Source organism: Veillonella sp. CHU594 (assembly GCF_003992265.1).
Classification (GTDB): domain Bacteria; phylum Bacillota; class Negativicutes; order Veillonellales; family Veillonellaceae; genus F0422.
The window spans coordinates 1-13443 of record NZ_RQVB01000003.1; the positions used below are offsets into that span (position 1 = coordinate 1).

Consider the following 13443-nt stretch of genomic DNA (forward strand, 5'->3'; position numbering starts at 1 on the left):
CTACAAAGTTATATATTTGATTGTTAGACAGGTTACTAAGTATTTGAAAAAACAATTAATTATTTCAGTGCTTATGAAATGACTAGACACTAAAAAAGCAGTACGAATTTTCTACATGTGTAGATACAGAATGGATAGAGCAGAAATTGCTCTTTTTATATGTCCATATTTTGATTTAAATGTGCACCGCATATGTTAATTTTTTTGCTTATGCATTGTTTGTATGATTCATACTAAATCTAATATACCGTATAGTTTATTATGTGCGGTGTAATTAGTATATAGGAGGCTGTATTATGATACATGTGATAAAAAGAGATGGTACTATTGCTGATTTTGATAAAGAAAAAATTATTATTGCTATAGAAAAAGCTATGCATAGTAGTACAGGTGTATATACGCCTGGATTGGCTTTGCAAATTGCTAATGAAATTGAGTCTTATGCAGAAAAAATGGGACGCAATATTACAATCTATGCTATTGAAGATCAAGTATATTATAAACTCCTGGAAAATAATAATCCTGCAACGGCTCGAGCCTATGAAAATTATAAAGCAGTACAAGCTTTCAAGCGTGTAGAGAATACCACAGATAAAGATGTATTTGGTTTATTGAATAAATCAAATGTAGCAGTTCTTGATGAAAATTCCAATAAAGATGCTTCTATTGTATCTACCCAACGTGATTTAATTGCTGGAGAAGTAAGTAAAGATATTGCACGTAGAAAGCTAATTCCTACAGATATCGTACAAGCTCATGACAGCGGTGCTATTCATTTTCATGATATGGATTATATCATCCAACCTATGTTCAATTGCTGTTTAGTGAATTTAGAAGATATGCTAACAAATGGGACTGTTATCAATGGTAAACGTATTGATACACCAAAGTCATTTCAAGTAGCATGTACGGTAACTACACAAATTATTGCACAGGTTGCATCTGGCCAATATGGAGGTCAAAGCATTAATGGGATTGATCGTATTTTGGCGCCTTATGTAAGAAAATCCTATGATAAATATTTAGAGTTAACATTACAAGAGCAGGTCGAAGTGTATGGTATGGCTCCAGATGTAGCAAAGGCAGAGGAAATTGCTTGGCAACGGACGAAAAAAGAGGTAAAAGATGGGATTCAAACTATCCAATATCAAATTAACACCTTAATGACTACGAATGGACAGGCGCCTTTTGTGACATTGTTCATGCATTTTGATCCGAATAGTGAACTAGCAAAAGAAGCTGCTTTAATTGATGAAGAAATTCTAAAACAGCGTATACAAGGCATCAAAAATGAGGCAGATGTATATATTACACCAGCCTTCCCTAAGTTGATTTATGTGTTGGATGAACATAATGTACATCCTAATAGTGAATATTATTATTTGACGGAACTGGCTGCTCAATGCACGGCGAAACGCATGTATCCTGACTATATTTCTGCGAAAAAGATGAAAGAAATCTATGAAGGTAATGTATTTGCTCCTATGGGATGTCGTTCCTTCTTATCTCCTTGGAAAAATGAGCAAGGTAAGTATGTATTTAATGGTCGTTTTAATATAGGTGTGGTAAGTCTTAACTTACCTCAAATTGGTATTTTAGCACAAGGTAAGGAAGATGCTTTTTTTGAGATTTTGGAAAAACGCTTAGAATTAGCTGAAAAAGCATTGTTGTTCCGCTATGAACTATTGAAAGATGTGACCAGTGATGTATCTCCTATTCACTGGCAATATGGAGCCATTGCACGCCTTCCTAAAGGGGCTCCGATTCGACCATTATTAGAAGGTGGATATGCGACGATTTCTTTGGGATATATCGGTTTATATGAGGCGACGAAGCTCATTGTAGGTACATCTAATACGTCAGATGAGGGTCATCGTTTTGCTAGAAAAGTAATGGAACGATTGCATGAAGCTACAGAAATTTGGAGAAAAACTCATAATATCGGTTTTGCTTTATATGGTACACCAGCTGAAAGTTTAACCAACCGATTCTCCTCCATTGATAGAGCTCGGTTTGGTGAGATTCCGGATATTACAGATAAAGGATACTACACTAATAGTTATCATGTGAATGTACGTGAAGAAATCAATGTGTTTGATAAATTTGCCTTTGAGTCAGAGTTTCAACGGTTATCCACTGGGGGATGCATTTCCTATGCAGAAATTCCTAATATGAATAATAATATCCCAGCTTTGTTGACGATGATGCAGTATATTTACGACACTATTTCCTATGCGGAATTTAATACAAAATCAGATTATTGCCATGAATGTGGCTTTGATGGTGAGATTATTGTTAATGATCAGGTGCAATGGGAATGCCCACGGTGTCACAATACGAATCGTGATACCTTAACGGTTATTCGTAGAACTTGCGGATATTTAGGAGAAAACTTCTGGAATGAAGGCCGTACGAAGGAAATTAAAGATCGAGTAATGCATATTTAATAAGATGATGAAAGAAGGATGTACAATGCGCTATGGACAGCTTAGACAATATGATATTGCTAATGGTGAAGGTATTCGTACATCCTTATTCGTTACTGGCTGCACTCATGGTTGTTATAATTGCTTTAACGAAGAGTATCAAGACTTTTCTGCTGGCCAAGAGTGGACCGAATCAGATACAGAGAGATTACTTTCCTATGTCAGTGCGCCTGCATGCAGTGGATTGACCTTACTAGGGGGAGAACCGTTTCAAAATATTGACGGATTGGTACCCTTAGTGGATAGAGTATTAGAGGTGGCACCGCAGAAACCAATTTGGGTCTATTCGGGATATACCTATGAAGAAATATTGGATTGCCCTAATAAACGACAATTGTTAGATCGGTGCCATATCTTAGTGGATGGGAAATTCGTGGATGATTTACGAGATCCAGGATTAGCATTTAGGGGTAGTAGTAATCAACGGATTATTGATATACAAGCGTCCTTGCAACAGGGAGATGTAGTGTTGTATATGGAATAATATGAGCTAGCTAAATTAATATTATAAAATAGCGGATATTTGAACTGTAATGTCAAATATCCGCTTTACATTGACTGATATTCACATTAAATATGTATGAGAGTCAAATAATTATAATAGATTTTTTAGAAAAGATAAGGATACGTCGAGCAACTTATTTTCTACTATAAGACAATAGGTATGCACGATTACGAGATAAAGAGTGAACTAAAAGAGCTGTATAGGGAATACTATACAGCTCTTTTTATAAAAATTCATTGAATTATTTTATACAATAGTTTGGCTAGGGTCCCACACTTCACCATCAGCATCTGGTAAGAATCCATATTCTTTAGTCCACAGTGTTTTGTATTTCACAGCTTGGTTGTGGATTTTTTCAATCATTTTTTCATCTGTACGGATGACTTTGGCAGGGCTACCTACTACTAGGGAGTAGGGTGGAATTTCTGTGCCTTCTAGCACGAGAGCGCCCGCACCGATGATGGAGCCACGGCCGATGTGACAACGGCTAAGAACGATAGCCCCCATACCCACTAATACGTGATCCTCTAGGGTAGAGGCGTGGATGATAGCACTATGACCAATGGTTACAAAGTCACCAAGGATACAAGCGTGGTCATCGTCTACGTGAAGTACAGAATTGTCTTGTACATTGGAGTAGCGGCCTACTACAATTTTATTGACGTCCCCACGAGCGGATACATTTTGCCATACAGAGGCATATTCTTTTAATTCTACATCGCCAGCAAGCTCAGCACCTGGCATAGCGTGACTTTTTGGATCTAATTTTGGATACTTTCCTTTAAATGGTAGCATAGTAACCTCCTAGATGTGGCTGTAAATAATTACGATATATGTAATGTATTAAATTTGCAGATATGATTGGTTTAGATAAATTGTTGTGCCTTCTTGATGGCTTCTTTGGCTTCTGCTACAACAGATTCTACGATGGTTTTGGCAGGCTCTACTTGTGTTAAGCGGTTCAGACCTTGGCCTACTTGCACAACACCGTTGATAGTGTCGCCTTCCACGGCAGCTTTTTTATTTGTACCGATAGCCATAGCTGTCAATTCACTTTTAGGGGCACAACTGTACTCAGCTTCTAAATAACGAGCTGTAAACTCACTTTTAAGACCACGTACTCCGTGATTGAAAGTAAGACCTGTTACAGTGGAGTCAGTATCTGTAGCGTTGATAATAGCTTCTTTACAGTTTTGATGCATTTTACATTCTTCCGCTAAGATGAAACGAGAGCCCATTTGGACGCCAGCTGCACCCATAGTAAGACCAGCAGCGAGTCCACGACCATCTACAATACCGCCAGCGATAATCACAGGGATATCAACTTCTGGCACAACATTTTCTAGCAAGGCCATCGTTGTTTGTGTACCAATATGACCACCTGCTTCTTGACCTTCAATGATGATGGCATCGGCCCCTGCAGCTGCTACACGTTTAGCCAATTTTACATTCGGAACTACGGGCATTACTTTGATACCTGCTGAATGTAATGGTTCGATGAAAGGAACAGGATTACCCGCGCCTAAGGTAACAAAAGCAGGTTTCTCTTCTACGATAACGGCTAAGATATCATCTAAGTTAGGTGCCATTAACATTAAGTTTACACCGAATGGTTTGTCAGTTAAGGATTTGCATTGACGGATTTCTTGGCGAACCCATTCTGTGTCACGACCGCCTGTGGCGATAACACCAGTAGCACCAGCGTTGGCTACTGCGGCCGCAAGGGTGTGCTCAGATGTCCAAGCCATAGCACCTTGAATAATAGGATATTGAATGCCTAATAATTCTGTTAAACTAGTTTTCATAATTCCTCCTATATAGAATAGTGATTCCTTTATTTAAATCACTGGAGCTTTCAACATGCTTTCATTATAGCCTAATGGAATGAAAAAATATAGTTGCTGTAAAAGATGATAAAAACAATGTATAATATAACTAAGCTTATCACTAAGAGATATGTGGCACATGGTGCATATATGATATTAAAATGATAGCAATACATATGTGTATTTTAATGAACGTAGAATAGTGATATGCTTGTATATGAGTTTATTAGGCTTAAAAAAGTTATCTATAAAGCTCATGTATATTATGGCAAATTAGGTATATAAGAATTATAGTGTAAAGGAGGACTTATGAAAAAGTCATGGTTAATTGGTTTAGGTATTGTAGGTGTACTTCTGATTTGGATATTTAGTTCCTACAATGGACTGGTACAAACGGAAGAACAAGTCAATGGTCAATGGGCACAAGTGCAAACGCAGTTGCAACGTCGATCTGATTTAATTCCGAATTTAGTGAATACTGTAAAAGGTTATGCGACCCATGAGAAAGAAACAATTCAAGCAGTGGCAGATGCACGGGCAAAATTAGGTGGTGCCAAAACAGTAGAAGAAACGGCGAAAGCGAACCAAGAATTAAGTAGTGCTCTAAGTCGTTTGTTAGTGGTAGTAGAAAACTATCCGAACTTAAAAGCAGATGCTAATTTCAGAGCTTTACAAGATGAATTAGCAGGTACAGAAAATCGTATTGCAGTAGCACGTAAGGATTATAATGGCAGTGTACAAGCCTATAATATGAAGATTCGTACCTTACCTACATCCATCATCGCTAGTCCTATGGGCTTTCAGGTGAAACCATATTTTGAAGCAGACCAAGGGGCGCAAAGTGCACCGAAAGTGCAATTTTAATCCTTTTAACATATGTACTTACAATGACTATGTATCGTTGGAAGGAATTGAGCTATAGTGCGATATAAAAGGGTATCTTTCATGAGGAGGTAGGATGAGAAAAAAATATACATGGACTACTATTCTCAGTGCTTTATTTGTAACAATAGCATTATTTTGGGGTAACCTGTCTGCTTTTGCCTTAGATGTACCGGGTCCACCAAAAAATGGGTATATTTTGGATCAAACACGGACCTTGACTAAAGAAGATGTTCAGAAGATGAATCGTATGGGGTTTGAGTTACAGCAAAAGACAAAGGCTCAAATCGCGGTTCTGATCATCCCTACTTTAGATGGTGAGGATGTAACAGAGTATGCAAACAAGGTGTTTCGTTCTTGGGGGATCGGTGAAAAGGATAAAAATAATGGTATTCTTTTCTTGATAGCCCTTAAAGATAAACAAATGCGTATTGAAGTTGGCTATGGTTTAGAAGGTGCAATCAATGATGCCAAAGCGGGCCAAATTTTAGATGACTATGCCATACCGTATTTTAAACAAGGTCAAATAGGTAAAGGAGTAGTAAATACCTATGCGATCTTAGTAGGTGAAGCGGCTAAAGAGTACGGTATCACCATTGACGGAAGTCGTACTTATGAAACACAAAATGTAGAGGGATTAACGCCTTTTCAAATGTTGCTTATAGGTGGAGGTATTCTCTTGTTACTCATTTTGGACTTCACTGTATTTGGTGGCGCTATTACACAATCTTTATTATGGGTATTAGCTTCTAGTCGAGGTGGTGGCTCCGGCCGTTCAGGTGGTGGGGGTTTCGGTGGATTCGGCGGTGGATCTTCTGGTGGTGGTGGTGCGAGCCGTCGATGGTAATAGATGTAGATTTGCTAAATGTAGATATCATGATGCAATATGTTCCTATTATGCGTAGTTTGCAAATAGGTATCTAAAAATAACATAGAAAATGATTGAGAATAGATTGAAAGTTTTCGATTGTAGTGGTATACTGATTATAGATAAAGTATCTGAGACAAATCTTATAGTACGAAAGGTGGTGCACACAATGGATAAAAAATACGTTTGCGTAGTATGCGGTTGGGTTTATGACGAAGCTGTTGAAGGCGTTAAATTCGAAGATCAACCAGCTGATTACCTTTGCCCAGTTTGTGGGGTTGGTAAAGACCAATTCGAAGAAATGTAATTAATTTTTCGATAAATTAATCCACATACATAAGGGCTCTCCTATAGGAGAGCTCTTTTTCACATGAGAGTTAATTGCTAAGTCTTGTATGAGTTTTCTGAATACTCAACAACATATAGGGCTAGTATTTGACAAAGATAGTATAGGTAGCTATAATAGTATAGTCGAGGTAAAATTATGAAACTGCAAGTAGAGCAAGCAAAAGAACAGATTGGACGAGTAGTCCCTTTTCTATGTACGACATCAAGTGATGATCTTGGTGACGTATCTGCTTTTCCTTGGAGCCGTCATGATATAACCATTAGTGGTGAGCTTCGTTATGATGGTCAACATTATGTGGTGAATGGTACCATAACAACAAATGGACAATATGAGTGCTCAAGATGCTTAACCGATACTAATTATACCCATACTGTTCCATTTGAAGAGACTTTTGGTGTTACACATTCCAACAATGGAGACGATGATATAATTTCTTTCGATGGGGAAGAAATTGATCTAACGGAGACCATTCGGGAAACATTAATCATCAATGAGCCCTCTCAAGTGTTATGTCAGGATGATTGCAAAGGATTGTGTGTTCAGTGTGGAGCAGATCAAAATGTTTCACCATGCTCTTGTGAATCCTTTGTGGTAGATCCTCGATTAGCAGTGCTAAGAACATTGCTGAAGGAAGAAAATGATGATTAATACCTAGTGATTATGTTAAGGAGGTGCAGATAATGGCAGTACCAAAGCGTAGACTTTCCAAATGCCGTCGAGATCGTCGTCGTGCTAACTGGAAATTAGAAGTACCTGGTTATGTAGCTTGTCCACAATGTCACGAACCAATGATGCCGCATCGCGTTTGCCCAACATGTGGTTCTTACAAAGGAGAACAAGTAGTTTCTAAAAATGCGTAATAGAAACGAATAAGAAGGCCTTGTAAACTGTTGTTTACGAGGTCTTTTTTGTATGCATTTTATGCCTAATTATGGTATAATAAAGAAACATTAATAAATAACTCAAGTGATGATTATAAGAGGTGACATTATGTTAAGAGATACAATTTTAGTAACAGGACATAAGAGTCCAGATACAGATTCTATTTGTTCTGCAATTTCCTATGCAAATTTAAAAAATCAAATGGGCTTCGGAGCACAACCAATTTGTGCTGGTCAAGCAAATAAAGAAACATCTTTTGCACTGAAGTATTTTGGCTTTGAACATCCAGAAATCGTAACTTCTTTTGCTGTAACAGTAGAAGATGTACTAGAAACAATTCCAGCTGTAGATGCAAAAGCTTCTTTGCAAGAAGTATTAGCATGGCGTAAACAATATGAAATGAATCGTATTCCAGTGGTAGAAAATGGTACTTCGTATGTAGGCACGATTACAGCACAACGCTTAATTGATGCTTTAGAAGGCGCTATGGGTGGCAATGCAAATGTAACAGCTAGTGAGATTTGTACAAAAACTTCTTGCCAAGTGATTAGTAAAGAAACAAAATTACGTGACTTTAAAGCTAACTCCCACATTGGTGGATATCCTGTAGTAGACAATGGTACATACTTAGGTATCATTCGTTCTAATGTAGAAGCTCCAAAGCAAAAAACAAAAGTTGTTCTTGTTGACCACAATGAAAAAGTACAAATTATTGACGATATCGAAGAGGCAGAATTAATCGAAAATATCGATCATCATCGTATTGGTGGGTTGGTAACAGACAATCCTATTTTCATTCATTATGAAACTGTAGGATGTACTTGTACAATTCTTGCTAATTTATACTGGCAATATGGCCAAGAGATTCCTAAAAATATTGCTGGCTTAATGCTATCTGCCATTATTTCTGACACAGTATTATTCCGTTCTCCTACTGGCACTGAAAAAGATAAAGAAACAGCTAAAAAATTAGCAACTATCGCTGGTGTTGACCTAGAAGAATATGGAATGTCTTTATTGAAAGCTGGTTCTGATGTATCTGATTATTCCGATGAAAAAATCGTGCGTACAGATTTAAAAGAATTTGAAGCAAATGGCAAAATCATCAGTATTGGCCAAATCCAAGTAATGGATACTACAGATATTTTGGGTCGTAAAGCATGCTTATTAAAAGCGATGGAAGAATTACGTAGTGCCAATAATTACAGCGCTTCTTACTTGATGATTACAAATATCTTAACAGAAGCAACAAACTTAATCTTTGTTGGAGATGCGAATGATGTGGTAGCAGCCGCATTTAATGCACAACCTGTGGACAATGAAGTATATTTAGAACATACATTATCCCGTAAAAAACAAGTAGTACCACCAATTGTGGGTGCTATGAAAGGCTAATCTATAATAGGGGGTGCGTTGTAGTGAAACACAGCGCACCCTTGTTATATGCAAGAGAGGTATTATGATATTTGACGGTTTAAATAAAGAGCAACAAGAGGCAGTATACGCAACTGAAGGGCCTCTTCTTATATTGGCTGGCGCTGGATCAGGTAAAACACGAGTGTTAACATATCGTATCGCCTATTTGTTGACACAAGGGGTAAGCCCCTATGAAATTTTAGCCATTACATTTACCAATAAAGCGGCTAAAGAAATGAAAGAACGTGTGGAAACCTTAGTAGGGGATACAGCACACCGTATTTGGCTTAGTACATTCCATTCCTTTTGTGCTAAATTTTTACGCTTTGAACTAGATTCCTTCATGGGATACAGTAAAAACTTTTCTATCTACGATTCTAGTGATTCTCAAGCAGTTATTAAACAAGCAATTAAAGCACTAAATTTAGATGATAAATATTACCCTGTAGGGGCTATGCAATCACAGATTAGCGATGCAAAAAATAGAATGAAATTAGCTAAGGATTTTCGCAGTGAAGCTCGTGATTTTTATTCACAACAAGTGTCTAAGGTGTACGATTATTATGAAGCAGAATTGCGAAAAAATAATGCTTTAGACTTTGATGATTTATTGCTAGTAGCTGTTAAATTATTACAAGAAAATCCAGCCGTACTAGAAAAGTACAGTCATCGTTTCCGTTATATTATGATCGATGAGTATCAAGATACAAACCATGCACAGTATACATTAGCATCTTTATTAGCTTCTAAATGGAATAATTTATGCGTGGTAGGTGATGTGGATCAAAGTATCTATGCTTGGCGTGGTGCTGATATTCAAAATATCTTGGACTTTGAGAAAGATTATCCTAAGGCAAAGCTTATTAAATTAGAGCAAAACTATCGGTCTACGAAAACAATTTTAGAGGCGGCTAATGCAGTTATTGATTACAATGAGGGGCGCCCTGAAAAAGTATTGTGGACAGATAAAGGAGAAGGTGCCAAAATTCGTCATTTTGAAGCTCAATCTGAACAAGAAGAAGGAGCTTTCATAGGAGATACCATCAAAAAACAAAAGGAAATTCATGATCGTAGTTATGGAGAGATGGCTATTTTATATCGCACGAATGCCCAATCGCGTGTACTTGAGGAATCTATGATCAAACGCGGTATTCCTTACACTATGGTGGGGGGTACTAAGTTCTACGATCGTAAAGAAATCAAAGATATTTTGGCGTACTTACGTATTTTAATCAATCCATTTGATGATATCTGCTTGCAACGTATTATTAATGTGCCAAAACGTAGTATTGGATTAACTACAGTCGGTAAATTACAGGATTTTGCAAGAGAAACGAATAATTCACTATTTATGACATTGAGTCAATTAGACCAAATTCCTACTATAAAAGGTAAAACGAAAGAAAAGTTAGAAGAGTTTATGGGTTTAATTTTTACCTTAGTCAACGAGGCTACAGAGCTTTCCGTACAAGGTATTATTGAGGCCGTACTAGATCGGACTGGATATGTAGTGGAACTAGAGAATAGTACAGACCCACAAGACCAAGCTCGGCTGGAAAATATTGGTGAGTTGGTGTCGGTAGCCAAAGAGTTTATGGATACAAATCCAGAAGGTACTTTACAAGACTTTCTTGAGCAAGTAGCATTGGTGAATGATGTAGATTCCTTTGAACAAGAAGAATCCAAAGTGACGTTAATGACTTTGCATGCTGCAAAGGGACTAGAGTTCCCCGTGGTATTCTTAGCTGGTTTAGAAGAAGGATTATTTCCGCATAGTCGTACCTTGATGAATCCTGAGGAAGTAGAAGAAGAACGCCGTATTGCCTACGTAGGGATTACGAGAGCCGAAGAAGAGCTATATGTATCCAATGCCACTACACGGACTGTATTTGGTAAAACTACAGGGTATTTACCATCTCGTTTTTTGAAAGAAATTCCTAGCGAACTCATGGAAGAAGTACGGACAAAACGAACTGTGAAGGAAGAATTACAACGAAATGTACCATTTCATCAATCTGTAGCGAATCGACCTGTTACAAAACCTATGATTCGAAATCCACAAGTAGTAGATTGGACTGTGGGAGATACTGCTATCCATGCTAAATGGGGTGAAGGAACTGTAGTGGATGTAGTTGGTGAAGGGGCCAATGTAAAATTAAAAATTGAGTTCCCTACACAGGGATTGCGACAAATTATGGCTAAGTTCGCTCCTATACGAAAAAAATAAGGAAATCATACAATGAGTATTCAAGAAGACATTCAACAATTACAAAAAGAATTAGCCCATCATGCGTATTTATATTATGTGAAAGATGCTCCCATTATTTCTGACTATGACTATGATGTATTATATCGAAAATTAGTAGAGTTAGAAACAGCACATCCAGAGTATATTGTGCCGACCTCTCCTACACAACGTGTGGGAGCCAAGGTGGAAGGAAGCTTTGAAAAAGTAGTACATGGACAACGAATGCTTAGCTTGAGCAATGTGTTTAATGATGCTGAAGTAGAACAATTTGGGGTGCGTTGTGAAAAAGAGTTGGGTCACGCGCCGCAATATGTAGTGGAATTAAAGATTGATGGCTTAGCGGTTAACTTACATTATGAAAATGGTCTCTTTGTACGTGCGGTCACACGTGGTGATGGTCGTGTAGGGGAAGATGTAACAGCGAATGTAAAAACCATTCAGTCTATTCCACTAATCATTGACAATGCGCCTCCTTTCATTGAAATTCGTGGAGAAGCCTATATGCCGCATAAGGAGTTCAAACGAATCAATGAAGAACGAGAAGAGGCTGGCTTACAAACGTTTGTAAATCCACGTAATGCGGCAGCAGGATCGTTGCGCCAACAAGACCCAGCCATTACGGCGAGTCGAAATTTAGACTTTTTTGCCTATGCGATTGGTTCATCAGAAGGATCTAACATACATACACAACAGGAATTATTAGAGCAACTCGAAGCTTTTAAATTTCATGTGAATCCTCATTATAAATTGTGTAGTTCCATCGTAGAGGTGATAGAACACATTCATTACTGGGATGTAGAACGTCACAATTTGCCATATGATACGGATGGAATGGTTATCAAAGTGAATGACTTTGAAGACCAAGAGACATTGGGGACCACAGCGAAGGACCCCAAATGGGCGACGGCCTTCAAGTATCCACCAGAAGAAGTGGAAACGATTGTGAAGGACATTACAATCAATGTAGGACGTACAGGAGTGCTCACGCCAACGGCAGAATTAGAGTCTGTGTTCGTATCTGGCACGAATGTATCACGGGCAACTTTACACAATGAAGACTTTATTAAAGAAAAAGATATTCGTATTGGTGATACGGTACGTATTCATAAAGCTGCAGAAATCATTCCAGAGGTAATTTCTGTGGTAGTAGATAAACGAAAATCGGATTCTGTGCCTTATGAAATGCCCAATGCTTGCCCGGTGTGTGAATCTCCTACGGTGCGCCGTGAAGGAGAAGTGGCTATTTATTGTAGTAATGAACATTGCCCAGCGGTAGAGAAGGAAGGTATCATTCACTTTGCATCCCGTGATGCTATGAACATTGATGGATTAGGTCCTAGTATTGTAGAAGCGCTAGTGACAAATCATCGTATTGAAACGGTAGTGGACTTGTATCATTTGAAGGAAGAGGATATTACATCCTTAGAGCGAATGGGCAAAAAGTCGGCCCAAAATTTACTAAAAGCGATTGACGATTCTAAACAACGCGGCTTAGGTCGGGTTTTATTTGGACTGGGTATACGTTTAATTGGTGCAAAAGCAGGGCAAACCATTGCGAAATACTTTACTTCCATTGATAGCTTAATGAATGCCACCATAGATGAGTTGACTAATATTGATGAAATAGGACCTACCATGGCGAAAAGTTTAGTAGAATATTTTGGAAACAAACGAAATCGCCAATTGATTGAAGGGTTACGTCATGCGGGAGTACGGTTAGAAGAGGAAGTACAAGAAGCCGCTGGCAATGAACTGGAAGGACAGATCATTGTATTGACTGGTAAGCTTACTTCCATGGGACGTTCTGAAGCAGGGGCAATTTTAGAAGCTCATGGAGCGAAGGTAACAGGTTCTGTCAGTAAAAAAACTACTTTGGTCATTGCCGGTGACGATGCAGGTAGTAAATTAACAAAAGCAGAACAATTGGGGATCCCTGTGATGGATGAACAAGGATTATTAGATTTAATCAAGGATTTCTAAG

At 38.1% G+C, this 13443-nt stretch carries 12 protein-coding genes; 10 read left to right on the plus strand and 2 right to left on the minus strand.

The annotated features are described in order from the left end of the window. Window positions 1–296: 296 nt before the first annotated feature. Together nrdD and nrdG are read left to right on the plus strand one after the other, a co-directional pair. A complete protein-coding gene (nrdD, locus tag EO111_RS01765) occupies window positions 297–2447 on the plus strand; it encodes an anaerobic ribonucleoside-triphosphate reductase (RefSeq protein ID WP_127010338.1) in 2151 nt (716 codons plus the stop codon). A 25-nt stretch (window positions 2448–2472) separates the two neighbouring features. Then, window positions 2473–2970 carry an anaerobic ribonucleoside-triphosphate reductase activating protein gene (gene nrdG, locus EO111_RS01770; RefSeq protein WP_127010703.1) on the plus strand — a complete coding sequence of 166 codons (498 nt, stop codon included), beginning with the start codon at window positions 2473–2475 and terminating at the stop codon, window positions 2968–2970. A 267-nt stretch (window positions 2971–3237) separates the two neighbouring features. Here the strand turns inward: nrdG and EO111_RS01775 are convergent, their stop codons facing one another. Further along, window positions 3238–3786, minus strand: coding sequence for a gamma carbonic anhydrase family protein (locus EO111_RS01775; protein ID WP_126940236.1), 549 nt, complete (start codon window positions 3784–3786; stop codon window positions 3238–3240). Between the two features lie 71 nt (window positions 3787–3857). Then, the gene (locus EO111_RS01780) at window positions 3858–4796 is read right to left on the minus strand and encodes a nitronate monooxygenase (RefSeq protein ID WP_127010340.1); all 939 of its coding nucleotides are present in this window, start codon (window positions 4794–4796) and stop codon (window positions 3858–3860) included. 330 nt (window positions 4797–5126) lie between these two features. On the opposite strand from EO111_RS01780, the gene EO111_RS01785 reads away from it, so the two are divergent. The 8 genes from EO111_RS01785 (at window position 5127) to ligA (ending at window position 13442) form a co-directional block, all read left to right on the plus strand. Further along, a complete protein-coding gene (locus EO111_RS01785; RefSeq protein WP_009354181.1) occupies window positions 5127–5681 on the plus strand; it encodes a LemA family protein in 555 nt (184 codons plus the stop codon). A gap of 94 nt (window positions 5682–5775) precedes the next feature. Further along, window positions 5776–6546: a YgcG family protein gene (locus tag EO111_RS01790; RefSeq protein WP_127010342.1), complete on the plus strand. Its 771-nt coding sequence runs from the start codon at window positions 5776–5778 to the stop codon at window positions 6544–6546. Window positions 6547–6736: 190 nt separating this feature from the next. Further along, a complete protein-coding gene (locus EO111_RS01795) occupies window positions 6737–6874 on the plus strand; it encodes a rubredoxin (protein WP_009354175.1) in 138 nt (45 codons plus the stop codon). A gap of 177 nt (window positions 6875–7051) precedes the next feature. Further along, the gene (locus tag EO111_RS01800; RefSeq protein WP_127010344.1) at window positions 7052–7564 is read left to right on the plus strand and encodes a DUF177 domain-containing protein; all 513 of its coding nucleotides are present in this window, start codon (window positions 7052–7054) and stop codon (window positions 7562–7564) included. Between the two features lie 32 nt (window positions 7565–7596). Further along, complete coding sequence (gene rpmF / locus EO111_RS01805) at window positions 7597–7776, plus strand: 50S ribosomal protein L32 (protein WP_009354192.1); 180 nt, start codon at window positions 7597–7599, stop codon at window positions 7774–7776. Between the two features lie 130 nt (window positions 7777–7906). Then, entirely contained in the window at window positions 7907–9193 is a 1287-nt protein-coding gene (locus EO111_RS01810) for a manganese-dependent inorganic pyrophosphatase (RefSeq protein WP_127010346.1), read from the plus strand. Between the two features lie 64 nt (window positions 9194–9257). Beyond that, window positions 9258–11441, plus strand: a complete 2184-nt coding sequence (gene pcrA, locus EO111_RS01815; RefSeq protein ID WP_127010348.1) for a DNA helicase PcrA — start codon at window positions 9258–9260, stop codon at window positions 11439–11441. Between the two features lie 12 nt (window positions 11442–11453). Then, window positions 11454–13442, plus strand: coding sequence for an NAD-dependent DNA ligase LigA (ligA, locus tag EO111_RS01820; RefSeq protein WP_127010350.1), 1989 nt, complete (start codon window positions 11454–11456; stop codon window positions 13440–13442). Window position 13443 lies beyond the last annotated feature (1 nt).

Bases quoted from the DNA above. Each gene is read 5' to 3' on its own strand.
- nrdD (WP_127010338.1), top strand. From the start codon at position 297: ATGATACATGTGATAAAAAGAGATGGTACTATTGCTGATTTTGATAAA.
- nrdG (WP_127010703.1), top strand. From the start codon at position 2,473: ATGCGCTATGGACAGCTTAGACAATATGATATTGCTAATGGTGAAGGT.
- EO111_RS01775 (WP_126940236.1), bottom strand. From the start codon at position 3,786: ATGCTACCATTTAAAGGAAAGTATCCAAAATTAGATCCAAAAAGTCAC.
- EO111_RS01780 (WP_127010340.1), bottom strand. From the start codon at position 4,796: ATGAAAACTAGTTTAACAGAATTATTAGGCATTCAATATCCTATTATT.
- EO111_RS01785 (WP_009354181.1), top strand. From the start codon at position 5,127: ATGAAAAAGTCATGGTTAATTGGTTTAGGTATTGTAGGTGTACTTCTG.
- EO111_RS01790 (WP_127010342.1), top strand. From the start codon at position 5,776: ATGAGAAAAAAATATACATGGACTACTATTCTCAGTGCTTTATTTGTA.
- EO111_RS01795 (WP_009354175.1), top strand. From the start codon at position 6,737: ATGGATAAAAAATACGTTTGCGTAGTATGCGGTTGGGTTTATGACGAA.
- EO111_RS01800 (WP_127010344.1), top strand. From the start codon at position 7,052: ATGAAACTGCAAGTAGAGCAAGCAAAAGAACAGATTGGACGAGTAGTC.
- rpmF (WP_009354192.1), top strand. From the start codon at position 7,597: ATGGCAGTACCAAAGCGTAGACTTTCCAAATGCCGTCGAGATCGTCGT.
- EO111_RS01810 (WP_127010346.1), top strand. From the start codon at position 7,907: ATGTTAAGAGATACAATTTTAGTAACAGGACATAAGAGTCCAGATACA.
- pcrA (WP_127010348.1), top strand. From the start codon at position 9,258: ATGATATTTGACGGTTTAAATAAAGAGCAACAAGAGGCAGTATACGCA.
- ligA (WP_127010350.1), top strand. From the start codon at position 11,454: ATGAGTATTCAAGAAGACATTCAACAATTACAAAAAGAATTAGCCCAT.